Source organism: Actinophytocola sp. (genome assembly GCF_035712165.1).
Classification (GTDB): domain Bacteria; phylum Actinomycetota; class Actinomycetes; order Mycobacteriales; family Pseudonocardiaceae; genus DASYTH01.
On sequence record NZ_DASTBH010000229.1, the window covers coordinates 1 to 23,544 of the forward strand.

The following is a 23,544-nucleotide window of genomic DNA, read 5'->3' on the forward strand; positions in this document are numbered from 1 at the left end:
CCGGGTCTGCAGGACCGGCAGGTGCTCGGAGACCCGCACCAGGTACGGCAGCCCGCGCCCGGCCAGGCCGCGCAGCAACGGCCGAACCTCATGACCGACCGAGTCCCACACCACCGGCGCCGGGCGCAGCGACCACTCGTCGGTCATCTCGTTGACCGCGTCGAACACGTGCCGCCACAGCGGACGATGCCGCTCCGGTCCGGGCACCCGGGCCCGGGCCCGCCGCTCCGGGTCGTCGTCCCAGCTGCGCGGCAGCGCCAGCCGCCAGTTCACCACGCACCGGTCGGCGCCGTTGGCCATGATCACCGCGAGACCGAGTTGGCAGTTGAGGATCCGGCCGGCGGAGGTGGCGTACTGCCGGGCGACCCCGACCGAGCTGCGGCCGTTCTTCGGAAAGACCGCCTCGTCGATGATCCAGGCTCGCGGCCGAATCGCGGATGCCCGCGCGGCGAGCGCATTGCGCACCCCGTCCCAGCGCCACGGGCTCTGGTTGACGAACTGTTGCAGACACTGGTCCACCCGGCGTCCCACTATCTGGTCGGAGATTCGGCGGATCGATTTGCGACCCGGCACGGAAAGCAGTCCTCGCACGTACATCTCCCCCCATTTCCGTTGGTCCGACCGCGGCAGCGACGCGAACAGTTCATCGCAAAAGTCGGATAATCCGTCCGGGTCGTGCCGTGTTCGGTCGACAGTGAGCGGCGCTGGCACAACAACCCCCAAACTGATACTCCCGTGCGGAAATCGTCGAAGTCACTTTGTTACGGGCCGGGCACGCGAGCTCCGATGAGAACGGCATAGGGCGCGTACCGAACTCGGATCTCCTGGAATGCCATCCAGGCATGATCGATATCTCGCTCGGCCGGTAGTCCTGAGTCTATGGCGAGTTGCATGGTGTCGCCGAATGCCCTTTCCTCCCGGCCCTGCAGGCTGACCAGCAGCGTTGGCAGTTCGATGCCCACGCTGCGGGCGAGCCCCTGCAGGCAGCAGGACCCGGCGTTCAGCAACGCCCTGGTGTGCACCGGCGCCCATCGCGGGGCCACCGACTCGACCAGCGCCGCGGCGTCCATCGCGGCCATCGCCGCCTCCGTCCAGGACAGGGTGCCCGGCGAGCGGGTGTAGACCAGGCCTGGATAACGGATGTGGCTGTCGTGGACGTCGGCCAGCCAGTCCGCCCATTCGGCGAAGTAACTGTCCAGACTGTCCCGGGTTCCGCACCGCAGATAGCTGGCCACCAGCGCGTCCGCGTCGGTGGCCCGCTGCACCTGCGGCGCCGAGCGGCTGATCATCTCCTCGCGCCGGCCGAACGCCTCCATGAAGCGGATGAGATATGCCGCGAACGCGGCCGCGACCAGCATCGCGCTGGCCAGCGCGGTCCCGATGAGAGCGATGACGACCCCGTTGACCTGTAAGGTTCCGCTCGTCCAGCCGAACGCCCCGACCAGCAGGGCGAACCCGAGCGCGAGCCCGGCCAGCCAGCCGGCCGCCATCACGAACAGGCTCACCGGCATACACAGGTCCATGACCCGCTTGCGATACCTGGGTGGAAGAGCCCGAACGGCGATGCTTCCGGTCAGCACACATCCCCGGGCCGTCCAGGCGGCCATTCTCGATGACCGGGTCGGCACCAGCGTCGTGTGCAGCACGCTCAGCCAGACGAGGACAACCAGGATCACGCCACCGGTCGTGAATGCCACATCGAACATGAATCAAGCATGGGTCAGCGGCGAGTCCGAATCGTAGACGGCGTTTGTGGTGGCACTTCCAATACCAGCATTGGCGTTGAGGCAGCGTAGGGCCCACGTGCCGGGCCGGGTCCCCGTAAGATGGGTGTGTGTCGAGGGAAGACGCGCAGCGGGTCCGAAGATCCACGTAACGTGTCCGAGGACTTCAGCAGGCGCGAGCTTGCGCGGTTCCTGCGAAGCCGGCGTGAACGAGTCACCCCGGCCGATGTCGGCCTGCCCGCCGGACCCCGGCGGCGCGCGGCGGGTCTGCGCCGCGAGGAGGTCGCGGTGCTCGCCGGGCTCTCCCCGACCTGGTACACCTACCTGGAGCAGGGCCGCGACATCCACCCGTCGGCGGAGGTGCTGGACAGCCTGGCCCGGGTGCTCGGCCTGACCGAGGACGAGCGCCGCTACATGCACCTGCTGGCCCACGGCAAGGTCAACAAACCGCGGCCGCTGGCGGGCGAACTGTCCGCCGAGGAGATCGTGCGCCAACTCGTGCACACCGCCGAGAGCAGCGCCTATCCGGTCTACGCGGTCAATCTCTATTGCGATCTGGTGGCCTGGAACCGCGCGGCCACGTCGTATTACACCGATTTCAGCCGGCTGCCCCCCGATCGGCGCAACATGTTGCGCTGGATGCTGGAAGCGCCTGAGGCCAAGGAGTTGCTGCCCGAGTGGACCGAGGAGATCCACGATCTGGCGGCCCGCTGGCGCGCCATGATGGCCACCCGGGACGGCGACGGCCGGCTGGACAAGCTGATCGCCGAGTTCCGCGAACTGAGCCCGGTGTTCGACCGCTGGTGGGAAACGCATGACGTGCAGGAACACCGGAGCCGCACCAGGCATTTTCGCCATCCGCGACTGGGCGACCAGGCGATGCGACTCATCGTCGTGCAGGCCGCCGACTTCGCTCCTTGTGTGGTTGTGTTCCACGTTCCGGCATGGTTGCCGGACGATGAACCGGTGATCGATTAGGCGCACCGCGGTAACGCAATCCGCACACATCTTACCCCGGTTCACACGACCCTGCCGGACTTCGTTACCTCGTCATTGACCACCGGTGGCGGCGCACGCAATCCTCGTATACACAAATCCGGACGCGCAACGTCCAAGATTCCGCATACCTCTATACAAGGCCCCTGGAGAGACGTTATGCACGTCAACTACGAGCAACGCTCCCGTCACCTTCCGATCGCCATTGTCGGAGCCGGCTGCCGGCTGCCCGGCGCGTCGAATGTCGAAGAATTCTGGGAGGTGCTGGCAAGCGGCCGCTACACGATCTCCGAGCCCTCGGCCGACCGGCGGGCAACCCTCTCCGCCGCGCCCGCCATCCGCGCCGGGTTCCTGGACCGCATCGACGGTTTCGACGCGGGGTTCTTCGGGATGTCGCCGCACGAGGCGCTCCGCCTCGACCCACACCACCGGCTGCTGCTGGAGACCGTGTGGGAAGCATTGGGGGACATGGGTTTGCCACCGGACCAGCTGGCCGGCAGCCGAACCGGCGTGTATACCAGCTGCTTCGGCGGGCACTACTGGCAGCTGTTACAGAGCGCGGGTGTGGCGGACATGCACGCCTTCATGGGCGCGCACCGCTCGACCGCTCCCGCCGGGCGCATCGCCCATCTGCTCGACCTGCGCGGCCCCACCATCGAGACGGAGTCGACCTGCGCGTCGTCCCTGGTCGCCGTGCACCTGGCCTGCCAGGCGCTGCGCGTCGGCGAGATCAGCATGGCGATCGTCGGCGGGGCGAACCTGTTGCTCAACCCGGACGACCACCTCGGCATCGCCGACGCCGGGATCATCTCGCCCAGCTACCGGTGCAGCTTCGGCGACGCCGGCGCGGACGGGTTCGTGCCGGCCGAGGGTGTGATCACCCTGGTGCTCAAGCCGCTCGAGGACGCCATCGCGGCCGGCGACCGGGTCTACGCCACGATCCTGGGCACCGGCGTGAACAGCAACGGCCGGCAGGCCCCGTCGGCCAGCGCGACCGGCACCACCGGCCAGGAGGACCTGCTGCACACCACGCTGTGGGAAGCCGGGGTCAAGCCCGCCGAGGTCGACTACGTGGAGGCGCACGGCACCGGAACACCCAGCGGCGACGCGGTCGAGCTGACCGCCCTGTCCCGGGTGCTGGGCACCGGGCGCGACGCCGGGCAGCGCTGCCTGGTCGGCTCGGTGAAGTCGAACATCGGGCACACCGAGGCCACCGCCGGCCTCGCCGGACTGCTCAAGACCGCGCTGGCCCTGCGGCACCGCACCATCCCGGCCACCCTGCACGTGCGGCGCCCGATCGAGATCCTGGAAGCCGGTGGCGCGCCGATCGAACTGGCCCGGACCACCCAGCCGTGGCCGCAACGCGGCCGCCCGGCCATCGCCGGCGTGACGGCGCTGGGCATGTTCGGCGTCGGCGCCCATGTCGTGCTCCAGGAGGCGGGCGCGCCACCGACACCGCCGCCCGAGCCGCGCCGGCCCGGCGGAGCCCTGGTGGTTCCGTTGTCCGGCACCGATCCCGGTGCGCTGCGAGCGCTGGCCGGCCACTACGCCGACGCGGTGGCGGCGGCCGGCGACCCGGCGAGCGTGTGCTTCAGTGCCGGCGCGCACCGCGCCCACCATCCGCACCGGGCGGCGGTCAGCGCCGGGGACCGGGACACCCTGGTCGCGCGGCTGCGCCAGCTCGCCGCGGGCGACCCGCCCGCCGCGCCGGCCGCGGCCTGCGACCGGACCACCCGGCCGTCCCGGACGGTCTTCGTGTTCTCCGGGCAGGGCGGGCAGTGGCTGGGCATGGCCCGGGAGCTGCTGGCGGCCGAGCCGGTGTTCGCCGCCTGCCTGCGCGAGTGCGACGAGTTGGTGGCCACCGAGCGCGGCTGGTCGCTGATCGACCGGCTGACCGGTGACGAGCCGCTGGCCGGCGAGTCCGAGATCCAGCCGGTGCTGTGGGCGATCCAGGTCAGCCTGGCCCGGCTCTGGCGGCACTGGGGCATCGCGCCGGACCTGGTGGTCGGGCACAGCATGGGTGAGGTCGCCGCGGCGACCATCGCCGGTGCGTTGACCCTCCGCGACGGGGCGATCGTGGCCTGCCGGCGCAGCGCCGCGTTCGACACGCTGACCGAGCCGGGCGCGATGGTGGCGGTCGAGCTGGACGAGCACGCGGCGAACGCGGCGATCGGCGGGCGCGGCGACCGGGTCAGCGTCGCCGTGGTGAACAGCCAGCGCTCCACCGTGCTCGCCGGTCCGCCCGACGCCCTCGACGAGGTGGTCGAACCGCTGCGCCGGCAGGGGGTGTACTGCCGGTCCATCCGAGCCGGCCAGGCCTCGCACTCGCGGCACGTCGAGCCGCTGCGGGAGACACTGCTCGGCGCGCTGGCGGGGCTTCGGCCCCGGCCGGGCGACGTGCCGCTGTACTCGACCGCCCTGGACCGGGTGGTGCCCGGGGAGGAACTGGACGCCGGGTACTGGGTGGCCAACGTGCGCCAGCCGGTCCGGTTCGCCTCGGCCGTCCAGGCGATCCTGTCCGACCGGACGCCGACGGTGTTCCTGGAGATCAGCCCGCATCCGGTGCTGGTCCCGGCGATCGAGGACGGGATCGACGCGAGTGGCGCCGACGCGGTCGCGGTGCCGTCCCTGTACCGCGAGCGGCCGGAGGTCGAGTCCCTGCTCGGCGCGCTGGCCGCGGTCTACGTGCGCGGCGCCGCGCCGGACTGGACCCGGGTCCTGCCGGGGGCCCGGCGCGTGGCCCTGCCCCGGTATCCCTGGCAGCGCACCCGGTTCTGGGTCGAGACCGCGGCACCGGCCGCCCCGGCCCCGAGGCCCACCATCCCGGCCGGACCGGTGGCCCCGGCCCCGGAGGTGATCACCTGCGCCGACGCGCTGGCCGAGCGCATCGCCAAGCACGCCGCCGCGGTGCTCGCCGCCGACGACATCGACCTCGCCGCGCCGCTGCGGGCCGCCGGCCTGGACTCCGTGCTGGCCACCAAGCTGCGCCAGCGGCTGCGGCGCGACCTCGACCTGCCGGTCACCATCGGCGACCTGCTCAACCCCCGCCCCCTGCTGGACCTGGCCCGGCACCTGCTGACTTCCGGCTCCGCCGCAGGCGCCGCGCGCACCCCCGCGCTGGCCGGCCGCTGAGTCCCCCGCGGCGCCGGCCGCGATCCGGTCCGGCGCCGGAAAACCAGGGCGCCCCCCGCACATGGTTCGCGCCCACCTGGCCGCGCTCCCGCCCGAACCCGGGCCGGGAGCGCGGCCGTGTTTCGCCTCATCCGGCCAGCGCCCCGGCGACGGTGGCGAGGCGGTGGCCCTGGTAGCGGGCGGCGGCGAGGACGTCGTCGGTGAGCGCGTTGTCGCGGGAGAAATGGGCTGTGCCGTAAGGGTTTCCGCCGGCGCCGTAGACCGCCGGGTCGGTGTAGCCGGGCGGCACGATGATGTTTCCCCAGTGGTACATGGTGTTGTACAGCGCGAGCAGCGTGGACTCGTTGCCGCCGTGCCGGTTGGCGGCGCTGGTGAACGCGGTCGCCGCCTTGCCGGCCAGTTTGCCCTCGTACCACAGCCCGCCCGCGGTATCGATGAACTGCTTGAGCTGCGCGGAGACGTTGCCGAACCGGGTCGGGGTGCCGAACGCGTAGGCGTCGGCCCAGGCCAGGTCGTCCAGGGTGGCGACCGGGATGTCGGCGGTCGCCGTGACGTGCTCCCGCCAGGCCGGGTTGGCGTCGATGGCCGGGTCGGGGGCCAGTTCGGCGGCGCGGCGCAACCGGACGTCGGCGCCGGCCTTGAGCGCGCCCTCCTCCACGGCGCTCGCCAGCCGGTGCACGCTGCCGGTGGCGGAGTAGTAGATGACGGCGACCTTGACTGTCATGGCGATCCCCTCTGCGTCGTACAAGCGGAGGGTTCTCCGCTTAGGTCGCAGCCTAACCGGAGAACTCTCCGTTTTCAACCGGGTAGGCTGATGACCCGACTTCACGCGGAGGTGGCGGCACGGCCGTGGACGAACCCGATCGACGCACGCTTCCGTTCGCCGGCGCGCCACCGTCCGAACGCGCCGACGCGGCCCGCAACCGGCGCCGGATCATCGACGCCGCCTGCCGGCTGGTGGCGAACCGGGGTACGGCGGCACTGTCCCTGGACGAGGTCGCGCGCGAGGCGCAGCTCGGCGTCGGCACCGTGTACCGCCGGTTCGGCGACCGGGCCGGCCTGCTCTACGCCCTGCTCGACGACGGCGAGCGGCGCTTCCAGGCCGCGTTCACCACGGGCGAGCCGCCGCTGGGACCCGGCGCCCCGGCCGCCGAGCGCATCCGCGCCTTCCTGCACGCCCTCGTCGACCAGGTGGCGACCCACCGAGATCTGTTGCTGGAGGCCGAGTCCGCCGCCCCGGTCGCCCGGTTCAGCAGCGGCCCCTACACGGTGTACCGCCTGCACCTGTCGATCCTGCTGCGCGAGGCCCGGCCGGCCGCCGACCCCGTCTTCCTCGCCGACGCGCTGCTGGCCCCGCTGTCCGCGGCCATGATCGAGTACCAGCGGACGCAGCGCGGCCTGAGCTACGCCGACATCAAGGCCGGCATCGACGAACTCCTCCGCCTCTCCGGATTTTTGACGCGGTAGTCGCGTTCCAGCGAACGGTGCGGCTAGCGGGTGGATTGTGGCTGGGTGCCGTCACGGTCCCCTGAGGTGGCTGTTGGTCGGGCACCGGCTTCCCCGACGAGATCCGCGGGACAGGCCTCAACCCCCGGAGCGGAAGCGGTCCAGGATCCGCCGTTCGCGTTTGGTGGGGCGCCCGGCGCCGCGGTCGCGGCGGGCCACCGGCATCGCCGCCTCGGGTGGTGGGGCAGGCGTGCGGTCGATGAAGCAGGTCGCGGCGTCGGTCGGCCCGACCCGTTTCTGGATCACCCGGGTGACCTCCACGACCCGGGTGACCGCGCCGACGCGGACCCGCACCTCGTCGCCCGGCGCCACGGTCGTCGCGGGCTTGGCCGGCCGGTCGTTGATCCGCACATGGCCGGCCCGGCACGCCGCCGCCGCGTCCGGCCTGGTCTTGGTCAGCCGGACCGCCCACAACCAGCGGTCCACCCGGGTCGACTCCACGGGTTCATTTTGGCTGAGAAGAAACCTCAGGCCGACCCGCGGCCTGCCGATGGCGTCGATCAAGCGGAACAGCACCTCGGGACGGCTGGTCCGCTCCTGCTATCCGAGGAGTTGACGGTCATGTACGGAAGGTTCGTCCGGCGTGCCGCCGGCGCGCTCGTGGTCGCCGCGACGGTCGCCGCCGCCGGCCTCGCCGGCGTGTCCCCCGCAGCCGCGGCCGAAGGCCCGGTCATCGGGGCCAACCGCGCCAACGCGATCCGGGACAGCTACGTCGTGCGGCTCAACGACGCCGCGTCGCCGAAGGCGGTGTCGGCGGCCACGGCGCGGGACCTGACCGCCAAGTACGGCGGGCAGGTGCGCAAGTCCTGGCAGCACGCGCTCAACGGGTTCTCCGCGCGGATGACCGCCGAGCAGGCGGCCCGGCTGGCCGCCGACCCACGGGTCGCCTCGGTCGAGCAGGACGCGACGCTCAAGCTGGCCGACACGCAGTCCGGCCCACCGTCCTGGGGCCTGGACCGGATCGACCAGCGGGCGCTGCCGTTGTCCAACGGTTACGTCTACAGCGGCACGGCGGCGGCCGTGCACGTCTACGTCATCGACACCGGCATCCGGGTGACGCACAGCGCGTTCGGCGGCCGGGCCAGCTGGGGTGTCAACACCACCGGCGACGGCGCCAACACCGACGGCAACGGGCACGGCACGCACGTGGCCGGCACGGTCGCCGGCTCGGCCTACGGCGTGGCCAAGGCCGCGCGGGTGGTCGCCGTGAAGGTGCTCGGCGCGGACGGGTCGGGCTCGATCACCGGCGTCGTGGACGGCGTCAACTGGGTCACCGCGAACGCGGTCAAGCCCGCGGTGGCGAACATGAGCCTGGGCGCCTCCGGGGCCAGCACCATGCTGGAGGCCGCGGTGCGCAACTCGATCGCCTCCGGCGTGACCTACACGGTGTCCGCCGGCAACTCCAACACCGACGCGGCCAACCAGACCCCGGCCCGGGTGGCCGAGGCGATCACGGTGAACGCCTCGGACAGCGGCGACGCGCGCGCGTCGTTCTCCAACTACGGCGCCGGAACCGACCTCTACGCCCCCGGCGTGAGCATCGTGTCCGCCTGGCACACCGGGGACACCGCGGCCGCAGCGCTGAGCGGCACCTCGATGGCCGCACCGCACGTGGCCGGCGCCGCGGCGCTGTGGCTGGCCGCCCGTCCCGGCGACTCGCCCGCGGCCGTGCAGGCCGGACTGATCGCCGCCGCGACCACCGGAAAGATCACCAACAACCCGGCCGGCACCCCGAACCGGCTGCTGTTCACCAACCCGGCGCCGGCGACTCCGCCGCCCGCGCCGCTGGTCGCCGTCACGCCGGGCAGCCAGACGTGGCCCATCGGCACGCCGGTGAGCCGGCAGCTGACTGCCACCGGCGGAACGACGCCCTACCTCTGGACGGTCACCGGGCTGCCGACCGGCCTGACCACCAGCACCGCCGGGCGGGTGACCGGAACCCCGACCAAGGCCGGCACCGGCACCGCGCGGATCACGGTGCGGGACGCGGCCGGCCGGACCGCGAGCAACTCGTTCACCTGGACGGTGGCGCCGATCGACTTCGCGCCGGTGACCAACGCGACCGTGCGGCCGATCCCGGACCCGGGCACGGTGGTCAGCCCGGTCACCATCACCGGAGCCGGGCCCGCGTCGGCCCGCAGCCGGATCGAGGTGCACATCCGGCACCCCTACGTCGGCAACCTGGTGGTGGAGCTGATCGCTCCGGACGGCACGGTGTACCTGGTGCACAACCGCACCGGCGGGGCCGCCGACAACCTGGACAAGGTCTACCAGCGGTCCCTGGCCGGCGAGCTGGCCGCGGGCACGTGGCAGCTGCGGGTGCGGGACGCCGTGGCCGGCAACGCCGGCCGGCTGGTGTCCTGGACGCTCGACCTCTGAGCGCGCACCGGGGGTGTCTGACGGATCCGTCAGACACCCCTAGAGCCAGTCGCGGCGTTTGAACAACCAGTACAGCCCGCCGGAGGCCAGCACGATCACGGCGGTCGACGTCCAGAACCCGGACATCTGCTCGGCGCCGGGGTAGGGCAGGTTCTGGCCATAGAACCCGGTGACCGCGGTGGGCACCGCGATGATCGCCGCCCAGCTGGTGACCTTCTTCATGATGGCGTTGAGCCGGTTGTTCTGGATGTTGACCTGGGTCTCGCGCAGGGTGGCGACCAGCTCGCGCAGGCCCTGCAACCGTTCGGTGGTGCGCCGCACGTTGTCGTAGACGTCCTGGAAGTACGGACCGAGCGTGCCGCCGGCCAGCCCGTGGTCGGGATCGCGCAGATCGTCGACCAGCTCGCGCATCGGCAGCACGACGCGGCGCAGCCGGGTGAGGCTCTTGCGCAGCCGCAGGGCCCGGCGCTGGATGTCCCGGTCGCTGGGCCGTTCGGCGAACATCAGGTCCTCGATCGACTCGATCTGGTCGTCGAGGTCCTGTGCGGCGGCGAACTGGCTGTCCACGATGTGGTCGAGCAGGCCGTGCACCAGGAACGCGACGCCGTCGCGTTCGGTGGCGGAGTCCCAGCGGCGCAGGATGTCGTCGAGGCCGATGTGGTCGTCGCGGTGCACGGTGACCAGCGCCCGGTCGGTGATGAACGCGGCCAGTTCACTGACCGCCAGGTCGCCGCCGCTCTCCCGGACCACGTAGCCGACCAGGAACAGGTGGCTGTCGTACCGGTCGAGCTTGGTCCGCTGGTGCCGGTCGTGGATCGCGTCCTCCACGGCGAGCCGGTGCAGCCCCAACTCCTCGGCGATGCCGGCGATGTCGGCCTCGGTCGGCCCGCGCAGGTCCACCCACACGACGGCATCCGGGTTCTTGAGGTGCTCCGAGACCTCCGCAAGGGGAAAGTCCTCGGCGGCGAGCCGGCCGCCGCGGTAGAGCCGGGTCCGAACCATGCGGGTTACCTGTTCACCTGCTCCGGCGAGGCGCCGACCAGTTGGGCGTAGCTGGCGACGAGCGCTTCGAGTTCGGCCGGGTCGATGACCGCGCTGAGATCGGTGAAGCCGTCGGGAGCGCGCTGCTCGACGATGTCGATCACCCCTTCCGGACCGCCGCGCCGGTTGCGGATGACGATGGTGGCGGTGGCCGGCAGCCGGTCGTCCTGGTACGCGCGCAGGGCTTCGAGCGGGTCGGCGTGCCCGGCGAGGTTGCCGGCCAGGCTGGCGGCGTCCAGGGTGGCCTGCCCGGCGCCGTTGGAACCCATGGGCCGCATGGGATGCGCGGCGTCGCCGAGCAGCGTCACCCGGCCCTGGGTCCAGAACGGCAGCGGATCCCGGTCGCACATGGGAAAGACGAACGCCTCCGGGGTGGAGGTGACCAGCCCGACGTGGTCGACCTGCGGCAGCCGGAAACGTTCCAGATGCGGCCGCAGCCCGGCGGGGTCGGCGCGCCGGGACCAGTCCTCCCGGCCGGGCGCGGGATCGCCGGGCCGCCCGGTCGGCACGCAGAGCACCCAGTTGGTCAGCCGCGTGTCCGCGGTCCGCCCCGGCCCCATGGGATAGACCACCATCTTGGCCTCGCCGCCGGCGATGATCATCGTGCGGCCGTCGCCGAACGCCGGCCAGTCGTTGGCCCCGCGCCACATCGTGACGCCGTTCCAACTCGGCGGGCCTTCGACGGGGAACAGCCGGGACCGCACCGTGGAGTGGATGCCGTCCGCGCCGACGAGGACCTCCCCGTCGACCGTCACCCCGCCGCGCCCGTCGTCGAAGTGCGCCCGCACCCGGTCGGCGTCCTGGTCGAACCCGGTCAGCCGGTGCCCGGTGCGCACCGCGCCCTCGCCCAGCCGTTCCCGCACCGCCCGCAGCAGCAAACCCTGTAGCCGCCCCCGGTTGATGCTGAACTGGGGCACCGCGAAGCCCGCGTCGGTGCCGCACGACCGGCACATGACCTCCTGCCCGAGCCGGTGCAGGTAGTGCAGTTCCCGGGTCCGGATCCCGGCCTCGTCCAACCGGTCCAGCAGTCCCATGGCGGCCAGTTCCCGGACCGCGTACGGCAGCACGTTGATCCCCACGCCCAACTCGCGGATCTGCTCGCTCTGCTCGTAGATCTCGCAGTCAACGCGCTCGTGGTGCAGCCGCAGAGCCGTGACCAGCCCGCCGATTCCCGCACCGACGATGATGACCTTCACGAGGTCGTCTCCTCTCAACCGCGTCGCCAACGCCCACCCGTCGCCCTATCCTGGCCCATCCCGCCGGGTGGTTCACCGCCGACGTCTTGCCCCGGCCGGAATCTGGTTTGACAGTCAAGCGCGGCGGTTATCGTTGACCAACGGGTTTCGGGCAAGGGGTGGTGCGGTGCGCGATCGAGGTCGACCCACCATTCACGATGTCGCCCGGGCGGCCGGCGTTTCGCATCAGACGGTGTCCAACGTGCTCAACGGTACCGGGCGGGTCGGCATGGCCACCCGGGCGCGGGTCGACGCGGCGATCGCCGAACTGGGCTACCACCCGCATGCCGGCGCGGCCAGCCTGCGGACCCGGCGCAGCGGCCGGCTCGCCTACCCGATCGGCGCGGGTGACCTCGGTCCGCTGAACACGATCATGCTGGAGTTCGTGGAGGCGCTGACCTCCGCCGCCGGCCGGCACCACCACCATCTCGTGCTCGCCGCGGGCGGGCCGGCGGGAATGGACGACGTGCAGCGCCTGCTGCGCTCCGGCGCCGCCGACGCCGTGGTGCTGGCCAACGTGGCCCCGCGCGACGAACGGGTCGCGGCGCTGGCCCAGCGCGGCGTTCCGTTCGCCTGCTTCGGCCGCACCGAGGCGGACCTGCCGCAGTGTTGGATCGACGTGGACAGCCGCGCCGGACTGCGCGAGGTGACCGAGTACCTGGTCGGCCTCGGCCACGAGCGCGTCGCCTTTCTCGGCTACACCCCGCAGGGCCGGTGGGACCTCGACCGCGAGGCGGGCTACCGGGACGCGATGACCGCGGCGGGCCTCGCGGCGAGGGTGCGCACCGCCGAACCCGATCCGCCGCGGGTGCGGCAGGTGATCGAGGCGCTGCTGGAGTCCCCGCCGACGGCGATCGTCACCGGCAGCGACGTCCTGGCCGGTGCGGTCTACGCGGCGGCGGCCCAGCGCGGGCTGCGGATCGGCTCCGACCTCGCGGTCACCGGGTTCGACGGCAGCATGGTCGGCCGCCTGCTCACCCCGGCGCTGACCACCCTCGCGATGCCGGTGGGCTACATCGCCGACCGACTGGTCACCCGCGTCCTGGCCGAGATCGACGGCCCCACCGGCGCACCCGGCGAACTGGTCCGGGCCGAACTGGTCCTGGGCGCGAGCGGCTGACCGGACGCGGCCGGTTCGACACGTTCCGTCATGTCCACTGTGGATAGTCCAGGACGGAGCTTGGCCAATTGCTGCCAATCTTGGCTGAATCGACCCATGCCGATTGCGCGCGGACGGCGATTGCGATAATGCGCTTACCCGCATTCCGCGCAATGCCGAAGTCCATTACTCCACCTGGCTGCCACACGGTCCGGTCATGCCCGGTTATCGCCGGTGATAATTCCTGGTCGACGGTTCGGGGCGGCCACGGCGGCCGCCCCCGGCTTCTCACCTGGAACAACCGGTTGCACGGCCCGGCCAGCGGCCTACCGGAGGTGTCTCTTGACCGGCAGGGCAACGGCCGATCTAATGTCTCCCTGACAGGACGGGGGCTTCCAGTGGTAATCAAAGACTTCGGGGCCACCACGCGATCGCTTTTGTCCGATTGCGACGGTGCGCCGGACCGCCTCCGGTCGGGATAGTTTGTTTTCGATATCAACAAATTCCACTCGACAGGGCCGGGCGAATCCGGCTGCCCATAAGTAACGCTGAACGCGGGCCGTAAGTGGCGCTGAACGCGGAGAGGCGATCTGTGAACAAACAACTATCTACGACCCAGTTCGACGTGATTGGCGTCGGCCTGGGTCCGTGCAACCTGAGCCTCGCCGCACTGCTCCAGCCGCTGACCGAGATCCGCGCCCGGTTCTTCGAGGCCCGGTCCACCTTCCAGTGGCACTGCGGGATCATGGTCCCCGGCGCCGAGCTACAGGTCTCGTTCCTGAAGGACCTCGTGACGCTGGTCGATCCCAGCAGTCCGTTCTCCTTCCTCAACTTCCTGGCCACCGAGGGCCGCCTCTACCGGTTCCTGGTCGCGCACGCCGACCGGTGCTCCCGCCAGGAGTTCGAGCAGTACTACCAGTGGGCGGCGAGCCGGCTGGCCAACGCGGTCTGGGACCACCGGGTCGAGGAAGTGACCCTGCGCGACAACGCGTTCGAGGTCCGATGCGCCGGCGGCGAGCCGGTGACCACCCGCAACCTGGTGCTCGGTTCCGGCCGAACCCCGCAGCTGCCGGCCTTCGCCGCGAAGCTGCACGGCAACACCGTGTTGCACAGCGCGGAGTTCCGGATGATGCGCCGCCCCGTCGCCGGGCAGGACATCCTCGTCGTCGGCGCCGGGCAGAGTGGCGCGGAGGTGGTCAACCACCTGCTGAGCGGCGAGCTGGGCCTGCCCCGCTCGCTCACCTGGGTCTCCAGCCGGCTGGGGTTTCTTCCGCTGGACGACTCGCCGTTCTCCAACGAGTGGTTCCAGCCGGACTACGTCGACCACTTCTACGACCTGCCGGCGACGCGGCGCCATGCGCTCCTGGAGGCACAGCGGCTGGCCAGCGACGGGGTGACCGAGTCCCTGCTGCGCGAGATCTACCGGCGGCTCTACGACCTGGACACGATCACCCCCGGCCGGCTCCGCCACCGGTTGCTGGTCTGCCGGCGGGTGATCGACCTCGCCGAGGACCACAACCGGCTGGTGGCCACCATCCACGACGAGGACACCGACAACATCGAGACCGCCGAGGCGGACATCGTGATCTGCGCGACCGGCTACCGCGGCGGCTTTCCCGACTATCTCGAGTCGCTGCGCGGCCGGGTGCTGGACGGCGCAGGCGGGCCGCGAGTCCGGCGGGACTACTCGCTCGACTGGGACGGCCCGCCCGGTTTGGGCATCTACGTCCAGAACGCGGCCGAGGGCACGCACGGCATCGCCGATCCCAACCTCAGCCTCTCCGCCTGGCGCAGCGCCCGGATCGTCAACGCGATCAGCGGCCGGACCGTGTACCGCACCGAGGACAGCCGGTCCACGATCTCCTGGCGCGGCACCGGTCAGCCGTTCCGGCCGGAGGACGAACTGTTGCCCGACACCGCGGGGGTGAAGCTCACATGACACAGCCGGCGCGCATCGCCTACCAGACGCCCGAACCGTACGACTCCGGGATGGTGGTGGAGGAGGTGGCCCGGGACGGCACGCCGGGTGCGCCGCGCTGGCCGTTCCAGGCCGCCCGGTTCGAGGTGCCGCCGGGCGCGACCACCGAGTTGGACGTCCACGACGTGGCCGAACTGTGGATGGTCCGCGCCGGGCAGGGCACCGTCCGGTCCGGCGACACGACGCTCGAGGTCGGACCGGGCGAGATGGTGTACTTCGCCGGACGGGTGCCGCACCAGGTGACCAACACCGGGACCGGGCAGCTGCGGCTGTTCAGCGTGTGGTGGAACGGCGGAGCCCCGTCATGATCCACGACCTCGCCGTCGTCGGTGCCGGCATCACCGGTTGTTTCACGGCGTACCAGGCGATCCGGGCGCACCCGGACTGGCGGGTGCTGCTGCTCGAACAGTCCACCATCGGCGCCGGGGCGACCGGTTGGTCGGCCGGGGTCAGCTTCCCGCTCGCGGCGACGGACCGGCACCGCGAACTGGTCCGGACCAGTGCCGCGGAGTTCGCCGCGCTGGCCCCGGAACTGGCGCGCCGGTGCCTGCGTCCGGTGCGGATGATCTACGTTGTCGGCCGCGACCGGCAGGACGCGCTAGCCGCCCGGGTGGTCGACGCCGAGTTGCGCGAGGTCACCGAGGACGAGCGGGCGCGGGTCGCCCGGATGCTGCCGGACCTTCGGCTCCGGGTGGGCGAACGGCTGCTGACGCACGACGGGCACGGGTTCGCGGTCGACGCGGCGCCGCTGGCCCGGGCGCTGGTGGCCGGCGGGATCGAGGTCGCCCTGGGCGCCCGGGTCGAGGCGGTCGAGCCGTGCCAGCAGGGTTACCGGTTGGGCCCGGACCGGTTGGCCCGCCGGGTGGTCGTCGCGTCCGGCCCGTGGCCGGTGCCCGCGCCGCTGCCGGAGCCGCCGGCCGCGCGCCGCAAGCGGGTCGCCGCCGTGCACGCCGACCTGCCCACCCGGCCCGACGATCCGCTGGTGTACTTCATCGACGACGACCTGTTCGTGCTGCCGCAACCCACCGGCCCGGCGCTGGTCAGCTACTACCGGGACGAGTGGGACACCGATCCGTCCACAGTAGACGGAACGGTGACCGCGGACGACCTCCGGCTCGGCACCGAAGCCCTGCGGCGGCGCAGCGTGCTGGCCGCCGGCGCGGTCACCGGCGGGCGCGCGTTCTGCGATCTCTACACCGACACCCGGCTGCCCGTGGTGGTGTCCGATCCCGGCCTGCCCGGGCTCGCCGCCATCCGCGGCGGCTCGGGTTCCGGTGTCCGGCTCGCGCCCGGCCTGGCCGGCGCCGCGCTGCGGGCGGTCGACCCCACCACACCCGAGGAGGTACGCGTGTCCACCAACGGCGCCGCCCGGCCGGTGTTCGTCTTCTCCACACCGCCGACCCCCAACGGCGACCTGCACCTGGGCCACCTGTCCGGCCCCTACCTGGGGGCCGACGCCTACGTCCGGTTCCAGCGGATGACCGGGGTGAGCGCCTGGCATCTCACCGGCAGCGACGACTTCCAGAGCTACGTCGTGGAATGCGCGCAGCGCGAAGGCCGCCCGCCGGCCGAGGTCGCCGCGCACTACAGCGCCGAGATCGCCGAAACCCTGCGCCTGATGGACATCGAACTGGACCAGTACACCGTGACCAACACCGACCCGGAGTACCCCAAGGGGTTGCAGGGCTTCTTCGCCCGGTTGGTGGAGTCCGGGTCGGTCGCCCCGCGCGAGGCGCCGGCGCTGTTCCACGGTGAGACCGGCGCCTACCTCTACGAGCCCTGGGTGAGCGGCGGCTGCCCCGGCTGCGGCGAGCCCACCGGCGGCAACATCTGCGAGGAGTGCGGCGAGCCCAACTCCTGCGCCGACCTCACCGACCCGGTCGTCCGCGGCTCGCAACTGCCGCCCCGGCGCGGCAGCGTGACGCGGTTCTCGTTACCACTGCACGAGTTCCGCGCCGAGGTCGCGGCCCACCACCGGGCCGGGCGGGTGCCGGCCCGGCTGCGCGAACTGGCCGAGCGGCTGTTCGCCCGGCAGCGGCTCGACGTGGCGGTCAGCCATCCCTCGGACTGGGGCGTGCCGCCCATCGAGTCCGATGTGGACGGTCAGGTCATCTGGGTGTGGCCGGAGATGTCCTACGGGTTCCTGCACGGAATCGAGGCGTTGGGCCGGCGGCTGGGCCGGAGCTGGGATGCCGCGGCGCCGGCGCCGGACTGGAAGATCGTGCACTTCTTCGGCTACGACAACAGCTTCTACCACGCCGTGCTCTACCCGGTGCTGTACCGGCTGGCCTTCCCGGACCTGACGCTGGACATCGACTACCACGTCAACGAGTTCTACCTGCTGGAGGGCGCCAAGTTCTCCACCAGCCGCCGGCACGCCGTCTGGGGCAAGGAGATCCTCGGCCCGCACAGCGTGGACGCGGTCCGGTTCTATCTGTCCCGCACCCGGCCGGAGGGACGCCGCACGAACTTCGAACGCGCCGAGTACGAGACCGCGCTGCGGGAGATCCTGGTCGGCACCTGGCAGCGCTGGCTGGACGACCTGGCCGGCCGGGTCGACCGGCACTGCCAGGGTGCGGCTCCGGAAGCGACGGCCCGTACCCCGGAGCAGCGGGCCTTCCTCGGCCGGCTGGCGGTGCGGCTCGCGGCGCTGACCAACAGCCTGGGCCCGGACGGCTTCTCGCTCAATGCGGCGGCCACGGAGCTGCACGGCATCGTCACCGACACCGTCGCCTTCGCCCGACTGGAAACCGCGGTCGCCGGCAGCGCCGAATGGCAGGCGGAGACCCGGGCCGCGATCGGGCTCGAGCTGGCCGCGGCCCGGCTGCTGGCCCGGGGCGCCACGCCGGTCATGCCGCGCTTCGCCGCGCGCTTGGCCGCCGCGCTCGGCGACCCGCCGCCGGAGGTCTGGCCGAACGCCGTCGAAGCGGTCCCGGCCGGCACGCCGATCCGCCTGGCGGGCCAGGTGTTCTTCGGGTCGCAGCCGAGCCCCGCGCTGCTGCCCTGGCTGCGCGAGCTGGTGATCAGCACGCTGCAGCTGGCCGAGGACACCGCGGTGGACGACCGGACCCTGGTCGAGCTCGGCATGGGATCGCTGCAGGCGGTCGCCGTGCAGTTCCAGATCCTGCAACAGCTCGACATCGACATCCCGCTGCCCGACCTGCTCGGCCCGACCGTCGCCGAACTGGCCGAGACCCTGCACCGCCGGCCCGCCGAAAGCGTGGCGGTATGAGCGAGCGAGCTTGCGAGCGAGCCATCGGACACAGCCCCGGCGCCGAGCTTGCGAGGCGGCGGATCGGACGTCACCGAGCTTGCGAGGTGACGTCATGAGCCCCACCGACGTGATCGCCGAGATCGAGGCCCGCGGCCTGCGCATCAGCGCGGCTGGAAGCGAGCTTCGGCTGCGGGGTCCCCGGGAGCAGATGGACTCCGCGCTCATCGCCCGGATCAAGTCGCACAAGGCGGAGCTGATCGCCCACCTGACGGCGGCTCCGGCGCGGCCGGACGGTTTCCCGCTGACCCCGTTGCAGCAGAGCTATCTGGTGGGCCGGGGCGGCGACTTCGAACTGGGCAACGTCGCGAGCTACGCCTACGGCGAGGTGGAGGGCGTCTGGGACATCGACCGGCTCGAGGCGGCGCTGCGGGACGTGGTCCGCCGGCACGGCATGTTGCGCACCACGTTCGCCGACAACCGGCAGGTCGAACAGCCGTGGCCGGTCGACGTCCGGATCCAGCGGCTCGACCTGCGCGACCGGGACCCGGCCGAGCAGGAGCGCGACCGGCAGCGGCTGCGGCACGAGCGGTCGCACCGGATCCTGCCGGTGGACACGGCGCCGCTGGTGGCCGTCGGTGTGACGATCCTGGCCGACGACCGGATGGTGCTGCACATCGGCCTGGACGGGCTGGTCGCCGACGGCATGAGTGCGTTCCTGTTCTACCGGGACTGGTGGCAGGCCTACCAGAACGGCCCGGTGGACCGGGACGAGGCCTCGTTCGCCGAGTTCGTCGCCGCCCTGCGGGCCACCGCGGGCAAGGCGCCCGCCCAGCGGTCCCGGGCCTACTGGCTGGACCGGGTCGACGACCTCGCACCCCACCCGAACCTGCCGCTGGCCAAGGATCCCTCGGCGATCAGCCGGCCCCGGTTCGTGCCGCGCGCGGTGTGCCTGGACGCACCCGCCTGGGCACAGGTGAAGGCACACGCACAGCGCGCCGGGCTCACGCCGTCCACGGTGCTGCTGGCCGCCTACGCCGAGGCGCTGGCCGCCTGGGGCGCCGGTCCGCGCTTCACGATCACCACCACCGTGGCCAACCGGCTGCCGATCCACCCCCGGATCGCCGGCGCCATCGGCAACTTCTCCGACCCGATGCTGGTCGAGATCGCCACCGGCCGCGAACTGTCCTTTGTGGACCGTGCACGGGCGTTGCAGGAGCGGATGCACCGCGACGTGGACAACCGGCACTTCTCCGGCATCGAGGTGCTGCGTGAGCTGGCCAGGCGGCGCGGCGACCCCACGGCGGCGCGGATGCCGTTCACGTTCAACAGCACCATCGGCAACCTGCCGGACGGCCTGGACGGTTCCTGCCTCGAGCTGTTCGGGCCGGAGGTGTACTCGGTCAGCCAGACCCCGCAGATGTGGGTCAACGTGTTCGCCGCCGAGCGGCCGGCCGGGTTGCTGATCAAGGTCGACGCGGTGGACGAGCTGTTCCCGCCCGGGCTGCTGGACGACCTGTTCGCCGGTTACCGGACCATGCTGACCCGGCTGACCGAGGAGCGGGCCTGGTCGATGTCCCGCTTCGACCTGCTGCCCGCCGCGCAGCGCGACCGCCGGGCCCGGGCCAACGGCACCGCGACGCCGCTCGTCGAGCCGATGCTCGCGGATGCCTTCGTGGCGGCCGCCGAGCGCGACCCGGACGCGGCGGCGGTCATCACCGCGTGGGCCACGATGAGCTACGGCGAACTGCTGCGCCGGGTCCGGCACGTCGCGGCGTGGCTGCGGGCCGGGCAGGCCGGCCGCGACGAGTTGGTCGGCCTGGTGCTGCGCCGCGGCCCGGAGCAGATCATCGGCATGCTCGGCACCGTGCTGGCCGGCGCCGCCTATCTTCCCATCGACGCGGACCTTCCGGCCGCCCGCCGCGAGTTCCTGTTGCGGGACGGGCGGGTGCGGCACGTGCTCACCAACACCGACACCGACATCGCCGGCGCCGCCGTGCTCCGGCTGGACGCGAACCTGCCGGCGCCGGCGGAGGATCCGGGCGACCCGCCGCCGCTGCCCGGCGCCGGACCGGACGACCTCGCCTATGTGCTCTACACCTCCGGCACCACCGGAACGCCCAAGGGCGTGATGATCAGCAGGCGCAGCGCAGCCAACGTGGTCGCCGACTGCAACCGCCGGTTCGGGATCGGCCCGGCGGACCGGCTGTTCGGGATCAGCGCGTTCAGCTTCGACCTGTCCGTCTACGACGTGTTCGGCGCGCTGTCCGCCGGGGCGGCGATCGTGCTGCCGGACGCGGACCGGGCCGCCGACGCGGCGCACTGGCTGCGGCTGTGCGGCGCGGCCGGCGTGACGGTGTGGAGTTCGGTGCCGGCCATCGTCTCGCTGCTGCACGACCAGGCGGTGCTGGACGGGACCGGGGATCTGGCCACGCTGCGCCTGGTGATGATGAGCGGGGACCGGATCCCGCCGGAGCTTCCGGCCGCCCTGCGCCGGCTGAAACCCGACCTGGACCTGGTCTCCCTCGGTGGGCCGACCGAGACCACGATCTGGAACATCCTGCATCCGATCACGCCCGAGGACGAACAGCGCGGCGCCATCCCGTACGGCCGGCCCAACGCCAACAACCGGGCCTACGTCCTGGATCCGGACGGCATGGACGCTCCGGACTGGGTCACCGGCGAGATCTGGGCGGCCGGCACCGGACTGGCCCGCGGCTACTGGGCGGACGACGCCCGCACCGCGCAACGGTTCCGGTTCGACGCCGAGCGCGGCGAACGCCGGTACGCCACCGGCGATCTCGGCCGCTACCTGCCGGACGGCGACATCGAGATCCTCGGCCGCGCCGACCATCAGCTCAAGGTCAACGGCTACCGGGTGGAGGCCGGCGAGATCGAGGCCGCTCTGTCCACATTGGATGGAGTCGGTCAGGCAGTGGTGGTGCGCCAGCAGCGGGCCGGCGGTGACCGGCTGGTCGCGCACCTGGTGCCCGGCGCAGGCGAGCGCCCGGCGGACGACTGGCTGCGGCAGCGGCTCGGCGCCACGCTGCCGGCCTACCTGGTGCCGGCCGAGTTCGTCTGGCACCCCCGGTTGCCGTTGACCCGCAACGGAAAGGTCGACCGGACCGCGCTGGCGGCCCACACCAGCGCGCCGCGTTCGGCGCCGCCACCGCAGAGCGGCCCGGCGTCGGAGACCACGCTGGCCGTCGCCCGGCTGTGGGCCTCGGTGCTCAAGACCGACCAGGTCGGACCGGACGCCAACTTCTTCGACCTGGGCGGCAACTCGATCGACGCGGCGCGCATCGTCACCGCCGTCCGCAAGGAGTTCGGGGTGTCCATCCCGATGCAACGGCTGACCGACCTGATCACCGCGCGGGCGATGGCGGGCTACGTGACGGCCGAACTGGCCGCCGGAGCGGGCCGTCCGCGATGACGTACTCGATCGTCAACCGCATCGTGTCCGGGCCACCGTCGCCCGGGCACCGGATCCGCTTCGCCCGGCTGGACGCCACCGAGTCGATCGAGCTGACCGAGCTGTACGCGATGGCCGGACGGGTGGCACAGGGACTGCGCGAGCTCGGGATCGGGCCGGGCGACCGGATCGGCATCCTGGCGCCGAACTGTCTGGAATGGGTGCTGCTCGACCTCGCGGCGCTGCGCCTGCAGGCGGTGACCGCCGGGTTCGAGTTCGGCAAGTACGCCGCCGGCGAACTGCCGGCCCGCTACGGGTTGCGGCTGCTGTTCACCGACCGGGCCGGGGACACGCCGCAGATCCTGGACATCGGCACGATCCGCGCGCTGGCCGCCGGTTCCGCCGAGCCGGACCTGCCGGCAGTGCGCTACGCGGCCGAGGACGTGACCACGCTGAAGTTCACCTCGGGCAGCACCGGGCAGCCCAAGGCGCTGGCCGCGAGCGTGGGCAGCATCGATAGTTCGCTGCGCGCGGTGCAGGAGATGTTCCAGCACACCGACGGCGACGACCTGTTCGTGTTCCTGCCGTTGTCGTTGCTGCAGCAGCGGTACTGGATCTACTCGGCGCTGTGCTTCGGCCACGACGTGACGGTCAGCACCTACGAGGCGGCCTTCGTCGCGCTGCGCGCCACCCGGCCCACCGTGGTGATGGGGGTGCCGGGGTTCTTCGAGACGGCCCGCAAGCACATCGCGTCGCGGTCCGGCGCCCCGGCCGAGGCGGCGCGGGCCCTGTTCGGCGACCGGATCCGCTACCTGTGGACCGGGTCGGCTCCGGCCAGCGCCGACGTGCTGCGCTTCTTCACCGGGGTGGGCCTGCCGATCTTCGAGGGCTACGGGCTCAACGAGACCTGCATCGTGACCAAGAACCATCCCGGCGCGCACCGGGAAGGCAGCGTGGGCACGGTGCTGCCGGGCAAGCAGGTGCTGCTCGACGAGCACGGCGTGATCAGCGTGCGCAGCGACCATCCGGTGAACCGGCGCTACGAGTACGCCGCGCCCGGCGAGTCCGAGCGGGTGTTCGGCCCGGACGGCGTGGTCCGCACCGGCGACCTCGGCTACTTCGACGAGGACGGTTTCCTCTACATCCGGGGCCGCGCCGACGATGTGATCGTGCTGGACAACGCCCGGAAGATCGTCGTGCGGCCGATCGAGGAGCGGATGAAGACCAGCCCGGCGATCGAGGAGTGCGTGGTGCTCTGCGCGGACCGCACCCATCTGGTGGCGGTGGTGTCGCCGGCCACCGAGCCGGCGGACGAGGCCGCGATCAGCACGGCGCTGCGGCACACCAACGCCGTCTTCGGCGGCGACGAGCAACTGCGCAAGGTGGTCATCGCCCGGCCGCGGTTCAGCATCCAGAACAACACGCTCACCTCGCAGTACAAACCGCAACGCAACCGGATCCTCGACCTCTACCGCTCCGAGATCGAGGACCACCGAAAGGGAATCCATGCACGGTGACCACATCGAGCGCGCCGCGCGGAGTTGCCTGGCCGAGGCACTCGACCTCGGGATCGCTCCCGCGGAGCTCCAACTCGACCTCGACATGGTCAACGAGTACGGGTTGAGCTCGCTCAACAAGGTGCTCTTCATGACCGCCGTGTGCGACGCGACCGGGGTGCCGGTGTCCTGCTTCACCGAGCACGACCTGGCCCGCATGCGCACCCTCGGCGACGTGGTCACCGCCCTGTCCCGGAACGAGGTGGTGAGCCGATGAGCGAGCGTGCGAGCGAATCAGCAGGCCCTCCCCCGGCGCCGAGCTTGCGAGGCGGCGG

At 72.0% G+C, this 23,544-nt stretch carries 17 protein-coding genes; 11 read left to right on the plus strand and 6 right to left on the minus strand.

All coding sequences use genetic code 11. From position 1 onward, the window contains the following. Both VFO68_RS12940 and VFO68_RS12945 read right to left on the minus strand, forming a co-directional pair. A partial coding sequence (locus VFO68_RS12940; RefSeq protein WP_325158490.1) for an IS701 family transposase occupies positions 1-711 on the minus strand: 711 nt, incomplete at its 3' end. Positions 712-761: 50 nt separating this feature from the next. Next, positions 762-1,706: a hypothetical protein gene (locus tag VFO68_RS12945; RefSeq protein ID WP_325158491.1), complete on the minus strand. Its 945-nt coding sequence runs from the start codon at positions 1,704-1,706 to the stop codon at positions 762-764. Positions 1,707-1,877: 171 nt separating this feature from the next. Here VFO68_RS12945 and VFO68_RS12950 point away from each other — a divergent pair, with 171 nt between their 5' ends. Further along, positions 1,878-2,702 carry a helix-turn-helix transcriptional regulator gene (locus VFO68_RS12950; RefSeq protein WP_325158492.1) on the plus strand — a complete coding sequence of 275 codons (825 nt, stop codon included), beginning with the start codon at positions 1,878-1,880 and terminating at the stop codon, positions 2,700-2,702. A 177-nt stretch (positions 2,703-2,879) separates the two neighbouring features. Further along, the gene (locus VFO68_RS12955; RefSeq protein ID WP_325158493.1) at positions 2,880-5,852 is read left to right on the plus strand and encodes a type I polyketide synthase; all 2,973 of its coding nucleotides are present in this window, start codon (positions 2,880-2,882) and stop codon (positions 5,850-5,852) included. Between the two features lie 127 nt (positions 5,853-5,979). Here the strand turns inward: VFO68_RS12955 and wrbA are convergent, their stop codons facing one another. Continuing rightward, complete coding sequence (wrbA, locus tag VFO68_RS12960) at positions 5,980-6,576, minus strand: NAD(P)H:quinone oxidoreductase (RefSeq protein WP_325158494.1); 597 nt, start codon at positions 6,574-6,576, stop codon at positions 5,980-5,982. Positions 6,577-6,701: 125 nt separating this feature from the next. Here wrbA and VFO68_RS12965 point away from each other — a divergent pair, with 125 nt between their 5' ends. Next, the gene (locus tag VFO68_RS12965; RefSeq protein WP_325158495.1) at positions 6,702-7,319 is read left to right on the plus strand and encodes a helix-turn-helix domain-containing protein; all 618 of its coding nucleotides are present in this window, start codon (positions 6,702-6,704) and stop codon (positions 7,317-7,319) included. A 117-nt stretch (positions 7,320-7,436) separates the two neighbouring features. Here VFO68_RS12965 and VFO68_RS12970 read toward each other — a convergent pair whose 3' ends face one another. Continuing rightward, on the minus strand, positions 7,437-7,799 hold the full coding sequence (locus VFO68_RS12970) for an RNA-binding S4 domain-containing protein (protein WP_325158496.1): 363 nt from the start codon (positions 7,797-7,799) through the stop codon (positions 7,437-7,439). A 120-nt stretch (positions 7,800-7,919) separates the two neighbouring features. Between VFO68_RS12970 and VFO68_RS12975 the strand changes: the two genes are divergently transcribed. Further along, entirely contained in the window at positions 7,920-9,737 is a 1,818-nt protein-coding gene (locus tag VFO68_RS12975; protein WP_325158497.1) for a S8 family peptidase, read from the plus strand. Positions 9,738-9,776: 39 nt separating this feature from the next. Here the strand turns inward: VFO68_RS12975 and VFO68_RS12980 are convergent, their stop codons facing one another. Both VFO68_RS12980 and VFO68_RS12985 read right to left on the minus strand, forming a co-directional pair. After that, positions 9,777-10,739: a magnesium transporter CorA family protein gene (locus VFO68_RS12980; RefSeq protein WP_325158498.1), complete on the minus strand. Its 963-nt coding sequence runs from the start codon at positions 10,737-10,739 to the stop codon at positions 9,777-9,779. Positions 10,740-10,744: 5 nt separating this feature from the next. Then, positions 10,745-11,974 carry a flavin-dependent oxidoreductase gene (locus VFO68_RS12985; RefSeq protein ID WP_325158499.1) on the minus strand — a complete coding sequence of 410 codons (1,230 nt, stop codon included), beginning with the start codon at positions 11,972-11,974 and terminating at the stop codon, positions 10,745-10,747. Here VFO68_RS12985 and VFO68_RS12990 point away from each other — a divergent pair. The 7 genes from VFO68_RS12990 (at position 11,964) to VFO68_RS13020 (ending at position 23,486) form a co-directional block, all read left to right on the plus strand. After that, the gene (locus VFO68_RS12990) at positions 11,964-13,133 is read left to right on the plus strand and encodes a LacI family DNA-binding transcriptional regulator (RefSeq protein WP_325158500.1); all 1,170 of its coding nucleotides are present in this window, start codon (positions 11,964-11,966) and stop codon (positions 13,131-13,133) included. The genes VFO68_RS12985 and VFO68_RS12990 overlap by 11 nt on opposite strands. A gap of 604 nt (positions 13,134-13,737) precedes the next feature. Beyond that, positions 13,738-15,051: a lysine N(6)-hydroxylase/L-ornithine N(5)-oxygenase family protein gene (locus VFO68_RS12995; protein WP_325158501.1), complete on the plus strand. Its 1,314-nt coding sequence runs from the start codon at positions 13,738-13,740 to the stop codon at positions 15,049-15,051. Then, the gene (locus VFO68_RS13000; protein ID WP_325158502.1) at positions 15,048-15,398 is read left to right on the plus strand and encodes a cupin domain-containing protein; all 351 of its coding nucleotides are present in this window, start codon (positions 15,048-15,050) and stop codon (positions 15,396-15,398) included. The genes VFO68_RS12995 and VFO68_RS13000 overlap by 4 nt, the downstream gene beginning before the upstream one ends. Continuing rightward, positions 15,395-18,322 (plus strand): FAD-dependent oxidoreductase, encoded by a 2,928-nt coding sequence (locus VFO68_RS13005; protein ID WP_325158503.1) that lies wholly within the window; start codon positions 15,395-15,397, stop codon positions 18,320-18,322. The genes VFO68_RS13000 and VFO68_RS13005 overlap by 4 nt, the downstream gene beginning before the upstream one ends. Positions 18,323-18,416: 94 nt before the next feature. Then, the gene (locus VFO68_RS13010; protein WP_325158504.1) at positions 18,417-21,734 is read left to right on the plus strand and encodes an amino acid adenylation domain-containing protein; all 3,318 of its coding nucleotides are present in this window, start codon (positions 18,417-18,419) and stop codon (positions 21,732-21,734) included. Beyond that, a complete protein-coding gene (locus tag VFO68_RS13015) occupies positions 21,731-23,230 on the plus strand; it encodes an AMP-binding protein (protein WP_325158505.1) in 1,500 nt (499 codons plus the stop codon). Before VFO68_RS13010 ends, VFO68_RS13015 begins: the two co-directional genes overlap by 4 nt. Next, complete coding sequence (locus tag VFO68_RS13020) at positions 23,220-23,486, plus strand: hypothetical protein (RefSeq protein ID WP_325158506.1); 267 nt, start codon at positions 23,220-23,222, stop codon at positions 23,484-23,486. The genes VFO68_RS13015 and VFO68_RS13020 overlap by 11 nt, the downstream gene beginning before the upstream one ends. Positions 23,487-23,544 lie beyond the last annotated feature (58 nt).

Excerpts from the sequence above, each read along its gene's own strand:
- VFO68_RS12945 (WP_325158491.1), bottom strand. The coding sequence starts at position 1,706 with ATGTTCGATGTGGCATTCACGACCGGTGGCGTGATCCTGGTTGTCCTC.
- VFO68_RS12955 (WP_325158493.1), top strand. The coding sequence starts at position 2,880 with ATGCACGTCAACTACGAGCAACGCTCCCGTCACCTTCCGATCGCCATT.
- wrbA (WP_325158494.1), bottom strand. The coding sequence starts at position 6,576 with ATGACAGTCAAGGTCGCCGTCATCTACTACTCCGCCACCGGCAGCGTG.
- VFO68_RS12975 (WP_325158497.1), top strand. The coding sequence starts at position 7,920 with ATGTACGGAAGGTTCGTCCGGCGTGCCGCCGGCGCGCTCGTGGTCGCC.
- VFO68_RS12980 (WP_325158498.1), bottom strand. The coding sequence starts at position 10,739 with ATGGTTCGGACCCGGCTCTACCGCGGCGGCCGGCTCGCCGCCGAGGAC.
- VFO68_RS12990 (WP_325158500.1), top strand. The coding sequence starts at position 11,964 with ATGACCTTCACGAGGTCGTCTCCTCTCAACCGCGTCGCCAACGCCCAC.
- VFO68_RS13000 (WP_325158502.1), top strand. The coding sequence starts at position 15,048 with ATGACACAGCCGGCGCGCATCGCCTACCAGACGCCCGAACCGTACGAC.
- VFO68_RS13005 (WP_325158503.1), top strand. The coding sequence starts at position 15,395 with ATGATCCACGACCTCGCCGTCGTCGGTGCCGGCATCACCGGTTGTTTC.
- VFO68_RS13010 (WP_325158504.1), top strand. The coding sequence starts at position 18,417 with ATGAGCCCCACCGACGTGATCGCCGAGATCGAGGCCCGCGGCCTGCGC.
- VFO68_RS13015 (WP_325158505.1), top strand. The coding sequence starts at position 21,731 with ATGACGTACTCGATCGTCAACCGCATCGTGTCCGGGCCACCGTCGCCC.
- VFO68_RS13020 (WP_325158506.1), top strand. The coding sequence starts at position 23,220 with ATGCACGGTGACCACATCGAGCGCGCCGCGCGGAGTTGCCTGGCCGAG.